Annotated in this window: 12 protein-coding genes, 1 other RNA gene and 1 pseudogene; 3 read left to right on the top strand and 11 right to left on the bottom strand. The window is 39.4% G+C overall.

Annotated features, from left to right (window positions below; translation table 11 throughout):
* Positions 1-191: 191 nt before the first annotated feature.
* Positions 192-602: a VOC family protein gene (locus HCJ30_RS11710; RefSeq protein ID WP_185392296.1), complete on the top strand. Its 411-nt coding sequence runs from the start codon at positions 192-194 to the stop codon at positions 600-602.
* 20 nt (positions 603-622) lie between these two features.
* On the opposite strand, the gene HCJ30_RS11715 is transcribed toward HCJ30_RS11710, so the two are convergent.
* Positions 623-1,135, bottom strand: coding sequence for a ClbS/DfsB family four-helix bundle protein (locus HCJ30_RS11715; protein WP_185392297.1), 513 nt, complete (start codon positions 1,133-1,135; stop codon positions 623-625).
* A gap of 124 nt (positions 1,136-1,259) precedes the next feature.
* Here HCJ30_RS11715 and HCJ30_RS11720 point away from each other — a divergent pair, with 124 nt between their 5' ends.
* Positions 1,260-1,601: a YxeA family protein gene (locus tag HCJ30_RS11720; protein ID WP_185392298.1), complete on the top strand. Its 342-nt coding sequence runs from the start codon at positions 1,260-1,262 to the stop codon at positions 1,599-1,601.
* Between the two features lie 31 nt (positions 1,602-1,632).
* Here HCJ30_RS11720 and HCJ30_RS11725 read toward each other — a convergent pair whose 3' ends face one another.
* From HCJ30_RS11725 to HCJ30_RS11760, 9 genes and pseudogenes are all read right to left on the bottom strand, one after another.
* Positions 1,633-2,016, bottom strand: a complete 384-nt coding sequence (locus HCJ30_RS11725; RefSeq protein WP_185392299.1) for a GyrI-like domain-containing protein — start codon at positions 2,014-2,016, stop codon at positions 1,633-1,635.
* A gap of 54 nt (positions 2,017-2,070) precedes the next feature.
* On the bottom strand, positions 2,071-2,967 hold the full coding sequence (locus HCJ30_RS11730; protein ID WP_185392300.1) for a helix-turn-helix transcriptional regulator: 897 nt from the start codon (positions 2,965-2,967) through the stop codon (positions 2,071-2,073).
* An 18-nt stretch (positions 2,968-2,985) separates the two neighbouring features.
* Positions 2,986-3,555: a YdcF family protein gene (locus HCJ30_RS11735; RefSeq protein ID WP_185392301.1), complete on the bottom strand. Its 570-nt coding sequence runs from the start codon at positions 3,553-3,555 to the stop codon at positions 2,986-2,988.
* 121 nt (positions 3,556-3,676) lie between these two features.
* Positions 3,677-3,805 carry a hypothetical protein gene (locus HCJ30_RS14335; protein ID WP_260444436.1) on the bottom strand — a complete coding sequence of 43 codons (129 nt, stop codon included), beginning with the start codon at positions 3,803-3,805 and terminating at the stop codon, positions 3,677-3,679.
* Positions 3,806-3,921: 116 nt separating this feature from the next.
* Positions 3,922-4,291: a transfer-messenger RNA gene (gene ssrA, locus HCJ30_RS11740) on the bottom strand.
* A 115-nt stretch (positions 4,292-4,406) separates the two neighbouring features.
* Positions 4,407-5,468: an internalin N-terminal domain-containing protein gene (locus HCJ30_RS11745; RefSeq protein WP_185392302.1), complete on the bottom strand. Its 1,062-nt coding sequence runs from the start codon at positions 5,466-5,468 to the stop codon at positions 4,407-4,409.
* Positions 5,469-5,519: 51 nt separating this feature from the next.
* Positions 5,520-9,452, bottom strand: coding sequence for a TIM-barrel domain-containing protein (locus HCJ30_RS11750; RefSeq protein WP_185392303.1), 3,933 nt, complete (start codon positions 9,450-9,452; stop codon positions 5,520-5,522).
* A gap of 15 nt (positions 9,453-9,467) precedes the next feature.
* Positions 9,468-9,545: pseudogene (locus HCJ30_RS11755) on the bottom strand (hypothetical protein); the annotation flags it as partial.
* A gap of 73 nt (positions 9,546-9,618) precedes the next feature.
* Positions 9,619-12,894 carry a TIM-barrel domain-containing protein gene (locus tag HCJ30_RS11760; protein WP_185392304.1) on the bottom strand — a complete coding sequence of 1,092 codons (3,276 nt, stop codon included), beginning with the start codon at positions 12,892-12,894 and terminating at the stop codon, positions 9,619-9,621.
* Between the two features lie 381 nt (positions 12,895-13,275).
* Here HCJ30_RS11760 and HCJ30_RS11765 point away from each other — a divergent pair, with 381 nt between their 5' ends.
* A complete protein-coding gene (locus HCJ30_RS11765; RefSeq protein ID WP_185392305.1) occupies positions 13,276-14,178 on the top strand; it encodes a helix-turn-helix domain-containing protein in 903 nt (300 codons plus the stop codon).
* A gap of 59 nt (positions 14,179-14,237) precedes the next feature.
* Here the strand turns inward: HCJ30_RS11765 and smpB are convergent, their stop codons facing one another.
* Positions 14,238-14,702: an SsrA-binding protein SmpB gene (smpB, locus tag HCJ30_RS11770; RefSeq protein WP_003723350.1), complete on the bottom strand. Its 465-nt coding sequence runs from the start codon at positions 14,700-14,702 to the stop codon at positions 14,238-14,240.
* Positions 14,703-14,705: the final 3 nt, after the last annotated feature.

The following is a 14,705-nucleotide window of genomic DNA, read 5'->3' on the forward strand; positions in this document are numbered from 1 at the left end:
ATTCAGGTTTTGCCTGCCTCAGCAGTAACAATCCTATGCTTTTCTCTAACATTATAGTACAAAAAGAAACCGATTACAAGTGGTTTTTTGATATTCAATTTTAGATTACTTTATATCTTCCCTACTTTACCACAACTTATTCATTGACATGTAGTTTTCTGCATGCTATTTTTGGCTGGAGGTGATAAATTATGGTAACACGCTCGAAGCAAATTTTTATTAACTTGCCTGTAAAAGATTTACAAGCAACCATCGCTTTTTTCACGGAACTTGGCTACGAATTCAACCCGCAATTCACAGACGAAAATGCTACCCAAATGCTCATCGGGGAAAATATTTTCGCCATGCTCTTGAAAGAAGATTTCTTCCAGACTTTCCATAAAGAAGGCATCGCTGACACAACAAAAGCACGCGAAGTCCTCATCACAATCACCCAAGATAGCCGCCAAGACGTCGACAATCTCGTCGATCATGCTCTGAAAATCGGCGCCAAACAAGCCGGAGAAACGCAAGACTATGATTTTATGTATAGCCGAAGTTTTCTCGATTTAGACAATCATCTATGGGAAATCGCTTATTTAGACGAATCCGCTTTAAAATAAACAGAAAAAGCCACTGGAATTCATTTGATTCCAGCGGCTTTTTTAAATTTCCGTATTTTCTTCATTGCCCAGTCATAATGGCTCGATGTGCTTGAAATAAAAATAGCACCAAGCGAAGTCGTATTCGTCCATTTATAATATTTCTTTGTAAATAATTCTTCGTTCGAATGTCCAGCAATTAAAATCATTTCTTTATTGTGGGTTTCATTCAGTAATTCCCTTGCACGCTCCAAATCGGTTGTTTGATACTTCTGCCAAATAACCAAATTAAGTTCCGGCGTCGTTTTCCAAGTATACCCTTCTGCCGGCATAAATGGCTTCTCGCCGCTCATACCAATCCGGTACCAGTCGAGCGCCATCTTATGCCATTCATGCAAATGCACTAAAACATCGCGTATATTCTTATCCCTGTCCTCAAACGGAAACGCCATCTGCTGCGATTCTTTAGGAATAGAATCAATTAAATCATTCAACTGTTGATACTTTTCCGCACTTTGTTGCAACAATTCCGCTTTATTCTTTGGTCTAGCCATATAAACATGACCCCTTTCTAACAAATATGTAAGTTTAAATACGTATTTCGTCGCCTTGCACGAGGGATTAAAACGCCATTTGCCTATAAAATGGAAGATATCACTCAGCAAAGGAAGGATGAACATGAAAAAAATCGTTATTATTATTATGAGCTTAGTAATACTTATCGGGATCGGATTCGGAGCATATTACTTTAAAAACGCCAACCGCCTAGGAGCAGATGTTTCCTATGTTAAAATTACAAAAGACGGTGAAATGGGCAAAAAAGTAAGCTTCAACTATTCCTATACACTTCCAGCATATGATGAAACTGGCAAAGAAACAGAAGTGACTCTTTCTGCAGACAAAAACTTACGCAAAGGCGCCTATTTGAAAATCTACAGCAAAAAGGACAAAGGCGTAACGTCATTTGAAGAAGTCGCAGAAAAAGAAGTCCCAACTAAAGCAGCTGAAAAACTGAAATAGTAACGAAATCTCCTCCTTGTGAGGGGATTTTTTATATCGAAATGTATACCTCTATTTTCCCATTTGTATGATACCATTCAAAATCCGTTCTATATGCGCGCTTTAATTCACTGTCCCGCTCCCAAATCTCCTGCCAAGCTTCCTCAACACCTTTATGATTGGCATTATCTACAGAAAACACCAAATACGCTCCTGCCTCGATTATTGCGCTATTCTCTTCATCCCAACCTTGCGTTCCGACCAACAAATCGTAATCGCCTTTATAATCACTTGCATAATTGCTATACACCGCAAAAATATCCCCAGCAGGCTTCTCTACCATCACTTCACCCCAAAGCTCTGCAATCGGACTAAAATTTTCATTATTTGCACGTATCTTTTTCCCAAAAATTTCTTTATTCTCTTGTAAAATCATCTTTTGCCGCCTCCTTTAAAATCATTATAGCGAACAAAACCTGACAACTATCTGTCAACAATTCAAATTAAAATAAAGTTTTTCCACTTCCGCTTTATATTCTTTTTGAAGCGATGCCGGCTCTAAAATTCTCACAGCACTACCAAACATCAGTAAAAATGGAATTATTTGCCGCTCTAAATCATAGAGAAAAGTCACACGTACATAGTCTTCCCCTGTTTCCATTTCTTCCCACAAAAAATAATCCAACAATTTCCCGAGCTGATTTTTCGGGAATTCCAAAACGATTCTTTCCATTTCTCCGGGCTGATACTTGATTTCCGCTATTTCCATAATTGCCTTATCCATTTCTTTCAAAGCGGTTATCCGAGTTAATTTAAAATGACGTACCGCTGCTCTTTTATGGCAATAAGCTTCTAAATACCAACTACCATCCATTAAGTTTAGCTTCTGCGGTGAAATTTCGCGCTCCGTTTCTGTACCACTCATGGCGATATAACTAATTTTCAGTTGTTTATTAGTTGTAAATGCTTTTTGAATGTAGGCAATTTTCCGCTTCACTTCTGCTTCAATTTGGCGGCGATGTTGTGTCGCGGAATCAAAGAAAATATGATTGCTTGCCGGCTTATCCGTTTGCAACAAGGTGATTTTCTCTCGCAGCGTTTCTTGGCTATCATTCAACATAAACTCCGACCGCGCCTCTAACGCTTCCAACAAAATCTGTTTTTCTGCCTCCGAAAAAGTAAATGTCGCTAATTTATACGTATCAAGCATCGTGAATCCGCCATTTTTGCCCGGCAAAGAAACGACTGGAAATCCCGCGTACAAAAGTGTCTCCATATCACGGTAAATCGTCCGCGTGCTTACTTCAAATTTTTCAGCCAGCTCACTTGCCAGCACTTTTCGTTCCAAAATCATAACCAATATCGCTAAAATCCGCTCTAATTTCATCCCCAAATCCCCGCTTTCTTATCGATCAAAAACCCATGCATATGTAATGGATAAAGTTTCCCGCATCATTTTCTTATATTTACCGGCTGATTGTGTTTTCGCTGGAAGCCCTGACGCATCAACACCTTGGCGCTTCGCCAACATTAAAGCGCGGTACATATGATAATCACTCGTTACAATCACCGTTTTCCCTAAATTAAATTTCTCTTTACTATATTTAAGGTTTTCTTCCGTTCTTCTTGATTTATCTTCCACATTAATCCGGCTTCTAGCAATTCCTTGATTAACTAAATATTCTTCCATAACCGATGCTTCCGAGGCACTTTCATCCTCACCTTGACCTCCGCTAACAATGACTTTTAACGTAGGATTTTCGTTTAAATAAGCCACAGCCGTATCCAATCTTTCCTTTAATACTGACGAAGGTTCTGCCGGATCCCCGTTCACTCGCGCACCTAAAATCAGCACCGTATTCGCATTTTCACTTGGTTTTGCCCTTGACCCACTAAACATAAATGCCGCTACAATTAACAAATATATAAATCCAATTGCGATTAAAATAACAAAAATTTTTCTAAGGCGTATCATCTAGCTCGTCCTCTCTTTCGTTCTTTAATTATAGTTTAGCAGAAGATTGTAAATAAAAGAGAAAGAAAAGGTCAATTTAAGGGAAAATAGAAAAAACACCCCAAAAACAGTTTTAGGATGTTCATCGTTTAGCAGTTAATTCCATGGTATTTATTTGATTACTAACTTCAGTATTTTGATTTTCAAAGTATGCTCTTAATAAGTTGTCTTTTTCTTTTTGAACGTTTTTTACAAATTCTTCTGTACTCATTGATAGCCTCCCTATAATGTCACTTTGTTTATTTTCATCGTTAACCTTGGAGTTAAATATTACTAATAAAAAAAGCTACAAACAGCATCATACAGCCATTCATAACTTTTTTCATTATATGGAGATGGTGGGAGTCGAACCCACGTCCAGAAATATCGGCACTTAAATATCTACGAGCGTAGTCACCGTATTAGCATTTCGCATAAACATCGGCCCGGTAACAGGCTTCCATTCAGCTAGTCTGATTAAGCTCTTCTATTTAACCTCAGACGGAGATTAACTAGTGTAGCCCACTTAGAGTGAGACCCTTACCGTAGCACATGGGCGATGCACGGAGGATCAGCTATGCTACTGCTTATTAGGCAGCGAAAGCTAGGTTTTGTTTTTCTTTGCCAGTTATTATTGGCTTTGACGTTGATAACGAGGACGATCCCCCCGACTCGCAACTCAAGCTCGAACTATCCCTGTCGAATCCGTAACATCCCCAGAGTTAAAGTCTAACAGTAGATATTATACAGGAAAAAACGAGGCTTTACAATCAGAAAAAACTTGTGACATAGCCAAATACGCAACTATTATTTAGCAAGTCACAAGTTTCCCATTAATTAATCGTTATTTTTACCGAGTAACTCATAACTTCGCCTTCGTCTACATAAGGCTCTATGCCGTTAAAATCAATCCCAATGGTATATTCGCCTTTATCAAGGCTACTTGTCGGTACGATAATTTGCTTCGTCACTTCGTCGTAATCCACTTTTGCTGAGTTATATACTTCTTGCTCATTTGAATCACGAATCCAAACTTCTTGAAAACCACTAATTCGGCTTAAATCATCCAGTTGCGTATAAATTGGCAACGTAATATTTGTATCCTCACCAAAAACAACATTTTGATCCGGCAAAGTTCCAATTTGACCTAGTACGATTACTTTATCCACAATGGTTGGTGGCAACACATTTAAATAATTATAACTTAAATCCATACTTACCAAACTATCCAAATGAGTGAAATCCGTCATTTCTGTTCTGAATTGATTCGTTTGGAAATTTACTTTCTGCAAATTTTTCAAGTTGGTAAAATCTGGAATGTCTTCTGAAGCGAGTCCACAACTGCTCATCAACAAGGTTTCTAACTTAGGAATATTAGAAAAATCTGGTAAGCCGCCAACGATGGTTCTATTATTAAAATCAAGATACGTTAATTCTGGGTAGTTTTGATAATCAGGTACTGTAATGTTTGCAGGTGGGATTTCGGATAATTGGCCCCATTCTGCCCTTAAAGTATCTAATTTAGGCAAGGTTGGTAAATCGGGAAAACCTGTAAACATGGTTTGCGTTGGATAAATCATGATGTTGTTTACATTAGTAAAGTAAGCATTTCCTAACATTTGCAAATCTTCGTCCGTTAGATAATCGCTAAAATAGCCCAATCCTAAAGATGTCACGGCATCTACGTCATCTTGCGTGATTACGTCTGTCACATCTGTTTTATCAAAGTTCTCCACCATATCTTCTGCTAAATTTTCATCTGGAAAAACATCAATTATTCTAGCTGGTAATGGGTAAATATCTGTCACGTCCGCACTTACATCGATTGTTTTAAAAGAAATAACGCCAACAATAATCATACTAATTACTAGAAATACTTTACATAGGTTTTTCATTAGCTCTCCTCCTTCAAATAAAGAGCGGGAAAGTTTTCCCGCCCAGTTTCATTATTGCGCAGATGGCATAACCCGCACATTATCCATATGAATACTTGTTCCACCTGGAGAATCCATTTGGAAACTTGTATTTATATTGCCAGTTGTGACTTTAACATCTTTAATCGTTACATAATGCCAAACATTATCCGCCACCAAGTCAATTGTTTTCCCGTCGCTACCATCAAAATTATTGACAGTCATTTGCGCTTTGGCTGCGTCGTCTTCACTTACTTTGACCCATGCTTCGACGTCATAATTAGCGTTATTCGTTGGAACAGCTATTTGTTGCGATAAAGTTTGTTTATACGCCCCTGGTAAATAGAAATAAGCGCTCTGTTTACCAAATGCTGGTGATTCTGGAGGATTTACACCTGAGCCACTATCAATGCCATAAGCCTTGTCCTGACCGTCTGGATGCGACTCTATCCAATTTGTTGTTGCTGCAGCGTCACGTTCAAATCCACCATTATCAAGTAAATTCACTTCTGATTGAACAGGAGAATTAATCGGTTCAGCGGAAACTAGAATTCTATCCATATTAATATTCCCCGTCGATTCTCCGTCCAGTAAGAATGTAATTTTATTCGTACCTGCTTTTAATTTCACTGCTGTTTCTGTATCTGACCAGATATTCCAGTTTTCGCCTTTAGAAGGGAATGTTACGCGCGAGTTGTAATCGCCATTTGTGTATAAATCAAGCGTTTGCGGCATACCAGTTCCGTTAGCCGTACGTGTATTTAACACATATTCACCGTCTGCCGGTACATCTATTTCAAATTTGATTTCATCTCCTGCTGTTCCAAATCCGCCGACAAAACCTTCTCCACTATAAAACCAGTGATCATTTGCTACTTTTAAAGTGCCTGCGAGACTTGCTTCTTCGGCTTCCACTTTTGCTACAGTTGGCGTAAAACCAGTGGTAACCTTATCTAGTGAAACTTGATCCGCTTTGTCACCAGCATCTGTCACTACTTTATACGAAATACTATTTTTTCCAGCTGAAAGAGGTAATGTTTCGGATGCAACTGTCCATTCTGTCGCTGGTTTCAATGTAGTTTGTTTCACATATTCTCCGTTGACGAAAATACTTAGGGCTTGGTCCTCACTAGATGCATTTTTATACGTTAAATCAACGTTATAGTCGCCAGAGTCTTTGACGTTTGCATAAATAGTTGTTCCCGCGCCATCTGTATCATAGCCATCTACATACGTTTTTTCTGTGACTGGTTTATCAGCAACCGTCGCTGCAAAACTAGAGCCATTTTCCATTTCGTATGTGCCGGATTGGTCAACTTTTATCGAACCAGATGTTTTAATAACCGTGTCTTCGCTTGCTTGAGCAGGTACTTTGACATAAGTTACTGCTCCGTATATATCGCTTCCGACTGCATACCCGCCGCCATCTGCATTTTCGAGTGCGGATAAATCGTCGTATACTTTACTGTCCGTGCCATTTACTTGCACATTTTCAGCAGCATTTCCATGAAGTTTGACAATGTAGTTTTCTGTATCTGCTTCAAAACTGCCTTCTTTTGCACCAATGGTAAACGTAGTAGCGTCGGCTGTATTAGAAGTGGTCATCTTTTGTTTTAAATAGGTATCTTTTTCGTAATCAAAAGATTTCCCGTCATCGTCATAATGTGTAAAGGAAGTATCTTTTTCTGATGCAAAAGTGTCCAAGTAAACTGTTTTAACTGCGGATTCGCCAACATAATTTTGCGGTTGTTGCATTGGTATAATCGCGCCTTGCTTAACAAACATCGGTACGTCCGTCCAGTCTTCATCATTTACTTCATAATTAATGGTTTGGTTGCCATCATAAACATCGCCGCGATTATAATCAATCCACGTTCCAGCAGGTAAATAAATATCTCGCGAACCTGCTCCTTCTTCTAAAACTGGCGCTGCTAAAATCGCATCCCCAAACATCCATTCATCCGTCAAATTCACTACATTTTCATCGGTAGGATTATCAAAAGTAAGCGGCTGAACGAGACCAACGCCAGAATCATAAGCTTGGCGTTCATAGGCGTACATGTATGGAATCATCGAATAGCGCCAAGTCATCGCACTTTTAGCAATCTCTTCTGCCGTCCCACCGTAATACCAAGGTTGCCGTTGTTGGTTGTCATTCCCATGGGTACGGAAAACGGGAACAAGGGAGCTAAATTCCATCCAGCGGCTATATAGTTCCGGATCAGGATTTAAAACTTGTCCAGAATTCGCATTAAAGCCACCTGTATCCATTCCCCATTTTGTTTGGCCAAGGTTGATAGTGGACAGCATCGTACTAGGTTGTTCTTGCATCCCATTGGCCCAGTCGATTACTTCCCCTTTTTTCCATTGTACGCCAATATCCCCGGACCAAATCGAGGTAGAATAACGTTGTGCTCCTGGATAATAAGTTCTTCCAGTTTGCCAAACACGTTCATTCGTATATTCTCTTTGCCCTTCGTACATTGCTTCTGATGTGAAGCCAGTCGTGAAATTCCCAAACCAATAATCTGCACCATTTGAGGATACTTTGTCAGTTTCATCATTCCACCAACCAACGATTCCTTTATCTAGTGCATCTTCCGAATGGGACCACCACCAATTGCGTTCATCTGGATTATACGGATCAATACTTCTAACCATTACCGGGAAAGCATAATCTTCATAAGCTTCTTGCCCTGGATACCAGTAACCATTTGCTTCCGCGTCCTTGCCTTGTTGCGTTTCCGTCCCGTCTTGCAAAGTAGTTACCACACGCGGCTTCGTAATCCCAATCATTTTCACGCCTAGTGCATCCATATCACTTTTTAACGTTGTATCTGCTGCTGACGGGAAATTGTCAGTATTCCAAGCAAATTCGCCGCAGTCCCCGCCGTACGTTGGATCGCCGTAAAATTTCCAATCATAATCAAATGCGAAGGAATCAATTGGGATACCTTTTGCACGATACGTATCTATATTTTTTCTAAATTCCGCTTCATTTGTGCCCCATTCGAAATTAGAAAAACCTAGCGACCATTTTGGCATCATTGGTGTGTGCCCAGTTACATCCGCATACGAAGACATAATCGTTTCTGGCTCACCAGACATTAAATACATCTCCACATTTTCTTTCACATAACGGCGCCCTTCAACTACAGTATCGCCATAATAAAACTCCAATTTTTCTTCATCTGAAACGGAATACGGATATCCGCCATCACTATCTACTAGCAAACCATATCCCGCTGTCGACCACATAAACGGACCACCTGCATTACCTTGTTGCCCCGCTTGTGCTGTTTTGCTACTATCCGCCGCAGTGTTATCACGTTCCATCCCAAGATCCCCGTCGCTAAAACTAATACCATAAGCGCCGTAGACATGGTCAGAAGCGCCACGTTTAAACCGAACACCACCATCAAAAATCCCGCCATCAGCAGATTCAGACAATAACGTTTTACCGTCCTTGTCTTTGAAAGTCATTCGTGCTGGCTGTTTGGAAATTTCAAGCGTACATTCCTCCGTCGAAATAATCATCGGATCAGCGTCCAAATCAATCGTTGCTCCAATCGCAGTAAAGGTTGCATTAGGATCAATCATCGGTGTTGATTCGCTATTTTCGATATTTCGAGGTCGCAAATTCACTTTAAGTAAATTATTTGCTAGTGGAGAAATTTCTAAATAATCGTCCTCTGCTTCGTTGCCATTATCAATTTTGAGCGTAACCACATTATCTGTTACAGTCGCTTCAAGTACGTTACCAAGCCCTTCCTCCGCACTTAATTTCGCATATTCTTCTTTACTCAGTTGTTTCGCAGCTTCTGTATTTGCTTCTTTCTTCACTTCTTTTTTCTTCGTTTCTTCTGCTTTTACTTCCACTTGTAACGGCTGAGTTATACCTAAATTCAGCCAGACAAGCGGGATGACTGCTAAACTGACGCAAACTTGCTTCATACCTTTTTTCATCATCTCGCCCCTTTTTTATTCCGTAATAGTTACTGGGAAATCATAATAACCCACATATTCTCCGCTGTTATACCCTAGTTCTCCCGGTAGCAATGAGTGTTCTTTTCATTCCAGTCCTTTCAGTATAGCCACCCTCTCTATCCATCAAAAGGGTGGCTTATTGAGTTTATTTTTTAAAAACTACATGGTCAAAATTTATTCCCGCTGTGTCGCCGGCTTCAAAATCAAATACGACTTGATTATTGCCATCTTGCAAGGTTACTGGAACTTCTATCGTGCCCCAAGTATCCCAATCAGCCGTTTTCGGTAAAGCAATTTGTTGTTTTTTACCGTTGATATATACAGTTCTTATTGCATCTTCTACTCCTGCACTATAGCGAACTTCCATCGTATAATCAGAAGCGCCATCTGCTGCATCTACATCGAATTCTACTGCTTCTTTTTCAGCATCAAAACCGGCTACAAAACCAGTACCAGTATATCCCGCGTGGTCACTTGCAGTAGTTACATTTGTCAAATGAGCAAATTCCGCTTCGTACGGCGCATGATTTACACCATTTAAGACGATTGCTTGTTTAGCATCTTTTGTTGCCGCTTTTACATACGTCAAGTTTTGTACAGTATCGTAGTAATAACCAGTCGCTGCTTCGTTAAATGCATCTAGTGTATCTGCCTTCGCAACATCCGCCCCGTCAATTGTTACACTTGTTGGTTCTGTACTGAAAACTTGCATCGTTGTTTCGTCAGCCATCGCTGGAAGATCAATCGAAATTTTTTCATTCGTGAAGTCTTCTGAAACACAGATATCGCGCATTTCTCCGCCATTTACATCATCATAGAAACTATATTCGCTATCTCCAGATGGATAAACTCGGAAAGTTAAATTATCATAGGATTTTAAATCGTTTCCGACATTTTGGCCAAGTTGGTAGCCATCTGTCATGTTCATCGGAATAATCGCACCAGCTTTTGCAAATACAGGAAGCGTATCTACATCGGCATAATAAGAAATTGTTTCGCCGCCTGGGTGAATTCCGCCGTTCCAAAGATCAACCCATTCGCCTTCTGGTAAATAAACTTCTTTTTCTGTTTGGCCTTCTTGAACGATTGGCGCTACAAGTAAATCATCACCAAACATATACTGCTCATCCAAATCACGCGCGTTGATATCTTCCGGATAATCCATTGCCATTTGGCGCATCATTGATTTTCCGTTGTCCGCCGTGTCTTTTGCCGCAGTATAAATATATGGAAGTAAATTCATTCGTGTATACAAATATTTTTGGAACGTCGGTAAAATAGTTTCGTCCCCTGTTCTAGCTACTGCATTCCAAGGTGAACGTTCTTCACTTGGCGATGGATCTGATTTCTCTGAGTGGAATTGCATAATCGGTGCAAAAGCTGCCATAGCCGATGCGCGTTTATACAGTTCCGCTGTTGGATAATCTCCCGTAAATCCTGCCATATCCCACGCCCAGTAAGAAACGCCCGACGTCGAAGCACTCAGTCCCGCTTTTAGTGATGCTTGGAAAGAGTCAAAGGTGGAAGTTTGATCCCCTGACCAGTAAATGCCAGATTTTTGAGCGCCAGAAGTTCCTGAACGACTAAAGGAAACTGCTTCTGGATTAATACTTTTCGCAAAATCAAAATAACTAGAAACATAATCTGTTGGATAGCGGTTTCTCATTTCTTGTCCTTTTTCGCCATTTGAGAAGGTTGTATCACGTCCCCAAACCATCTCGCCGCCATCTGTTTTAAATCCATCAATCCCTACTTCTGTTAATAAATACTCTCGTTGTGACGTCCACCAATCTACGGCATCTTTATTAGTGAAGTCTAGTAATATCCCATTTCCAAACCACTGTGATGCCGGAACTCGGTACGGCGCCCCTGTTCCATCGTCCGCACTATACCCTTGGCTTATCATGTATGCTTCATCATTATCTCTTTGTTCATATACTGTGTTGTCATCTTTTAATACTGGAACTTGCCATAGAACGATATTCATCCCTGCATCATGAACGCTATCCACCATTGCTTTAGGATCTGTCCATTTCCCGTTGAAAGTAAAATCGTCATAGCTAAATGCTTCCCCGTTTGTCTTCGCTGTATAGGTCGCATTGTTCCAAATATAATAGGTTTCTTCATCACTCCATTGCTCTAATACAAAACCTGTTGCTGGAATATCATTTGCTTTTGCATTCGAAAGGGCCGAGTTTACATCAGAATCTCTATCCCATTCGTTCGCTGACATCCAAAGTCCGAAAGCCCATTTTGGCAGTAAAGTTGTTTTGCCTGTTATATCTGTGTAATTGTTAACAATGTCATTTTGATCTTTCCCGCTAATAACATAGTAATCAAGCATATTCGTCATATCGCCATCATTGTCTAACACAAAGCTATATTTATCTTCTACTTTGGAAGCCATTTGGAACTGTGAATGGAAATCAGAATTGACATACATCCCGTATTTATTAGCACTTACAAAAAATGGCACTGCTAAATAGGTTCTTTCTGTCTGCGCTTGATCTTGATACTCATTGTATACGTAAGTTTCCACATCTTTTCCGCGTTGGTTAATCGTGTCATAACGCTCACCAAAACCATAAAACGCTTCATCGCTCGGTGTCATAAAATTGTTTTGGTATTGATTAATCACGTTTTTTCCATCAGTTAACCAACCTAGGCTATTCGCCGTTGTGTACTCACTTGTAAGCAACGTCCCATCCGCCTGGTAAACTTCCATTCGGTAAGGTGATTTTTGGATTTCGATGCTCAAATCCTCTGTAGTTACAGTCACTTTTTCTGCTGTATCTTCTACCGTATAACCAGATTTCCCAGCGTGTCCGGTTTCTTTACCAGTTGGTGAAAGTTCCATTCGCAGTGTGTCTAAATCTTCAAAGGAAAGATATAACTTCGGCGTGAAATCACCAACTGTTGCTGTCATATTTAGTGTGATAGAATCGCCATTATCCACTACACTGCTAACATCCTGCACGTATTCCCAGTCTGTTACATAAAAAGTGAATGGACCACTTTCGTAGGCTGTTCCTCCATCTGTGGAGCCTTTTGTTGTATAAGTAATTTCATCGCCTTTTTCAAATTTGCCTAAATCTGCTTTCCAGTATGTGTTATTGCCGCTGTTATAATCGTAGGCTGCTGTGACATTTTCTTGTGCGACGCCATTCTTCGTCCACTCTACCCATACATTTTGTCCGTCTTCAATTGGCCAAGTAGTAATGTTAAGAATGACATCCTCACCGGCTTTTGGATCCCTCGGTGAACGTTCTGTCGGCTGAACTGTGTATAAATCATCATCTCCATATGGCGAGTGATATTCCCCGTCCATCGCGAAAACATTCGTTCCAAAACCGCTTAAACAACTAAATATGAGTATCCCAAGAATAAACACTAAACTACCTTTTCTCGTTCTTCGCTTCATCTCACTTTCCTCCCTTTAGCTAGCTTTTACAAAACTGTACTACTTTTGAGATATTTTTTTGCAAAATTATTAATTTTAGAATATCGATATTGTGCAAGCGGTAACATAATGTTATAATTTTTTCACAGATAGACTAAAATCGTTCAAATTATTACTAATTTCACAAAAATACGCAATTATGCCAGACCATTTTAGTGGAAAAACAATAATTGCGCTCATCAGAAGACCTTGCTTAAACTACTTTAGAATAACCAATTAACACTTGTTAAAAAAGTTAACATGTCTTCTCCCTCCTTTTTCATCTATACAGAAATTCTAACCTACACGACTTACATAAAATTAAAATACATCAAATTTGAACATATGGAGCTGTGTTTTATTATGCAAACTGTTGGTGACACGTTAAAATTCATTCGCAAAAGTAAGAACTTAACTCAACAAGAAGCTTGTACAGATGCGCTTAGTCGTTCTAATTATCAAAAGATCGAAAACAACAAAATTATGCCTAGCATGGACCGATTTATTCAACTTTTACTTAATTTCAATATGACATTAGAAGAATTCGAATTTGTAAAACGGAACTTTATGCCTTCTCCAAAAGAAAATATCCTTTATTTATACTCCAAGATTATTACTTCCTCCGAAACCGATATTTTACTAAATGTTATTTCCAAATGTGATGCTTATTTAGAAAACCACACTGATACGTTCATTTCTGATATTAAAGCTTCTCTGGAAGGCATTTTGTTAGTGGAAAAAGAGCATGATTTCGAGCTGGCTAGGCAGAAAGTAACGTACATTTGGGATAGACTTTCGGAATCTGATGAACTATTTTGGAATGATATATTGATTTTACGAAACATCTTTTTTATCTTTGAAAACGAGACAGCCCAGCATATCGTTAACCGTTTGATTAAACAATTGAAAAAATATCGCTACTTGCATCCAACCCTTTCGATTGAAATTTCGCTTCATGTTAACCGGGCGACATATTTAATTCTCGATGAAAAATACGAACTCGCTTTACATTACATTGAACAATCCATTAAAATCTCAAAGCAAAATCACTACTATTTGCAATTTTGTATGGCCATTGCGAAAAAGGGGATTGTTTTGTATAAACTTGGTCAAAAGCAAGATGGTAAACGGTTTATGCAACGAGCGCTTCGAGTGGCAAAATTTCTCGAAGAAGAGCGGATACTCAATGGAATTAAAAATGAAATCGACTATTTTCTCCATGATGATAATCTTACGTTAAATGAATGTGCAAAAATCGACCTATAAAAAAAGCCTAAATCTAGCTTCTCCAACGTATAGTTGAATGACTAGATTTAGGCTTTTATTTATTGTTGGCGCTCTTTAAAAGCGCGTTCGATATCACGTTTTGCTTCTTTTTGTTTTAAGTCTTGGCGTTTATCGTATTTCTTTTTACCTCGAGCTACACCGATAAGTACTTTTGCGTAGCCATCTTTAATATACATTTTTAGTGGAACAATCGAATAACCGGACTCTTTCGTTTCTCCAATTAAACGGCTGATTTGCTTCTTATGTAAAAGCAACTTGCGCGTTCTTAGTGGATCATGATTGTAGCGGTTCCCTTGTTCATAAGGACTAATATGCATATTGTGTAAGAAAATTTCCCCTTTGTCGATACGTGCATAGGAATCTTTTAAGTTTACCCGTGCGTTTCTTACGGATTTAATTTCAGTACCTTGCAGGACAATGCCAGCCTCAAAAGTTTCTTCAATTGCGTAATCGTGGCGCGCTTTTTTATTTTGCGCGACTAGTTTACCATCACCTTTTGGCATAAC

Source organism: Listeria cossartiae subsp. cossartiae, assembly GCF_014224155.1.
GTDB classification, from domain to species: domain Bacteria; phylum Bacillota; class Bacilli; order Lactobacillales; family Listeriaceae; genus Listeria; species Listeria cossartiae.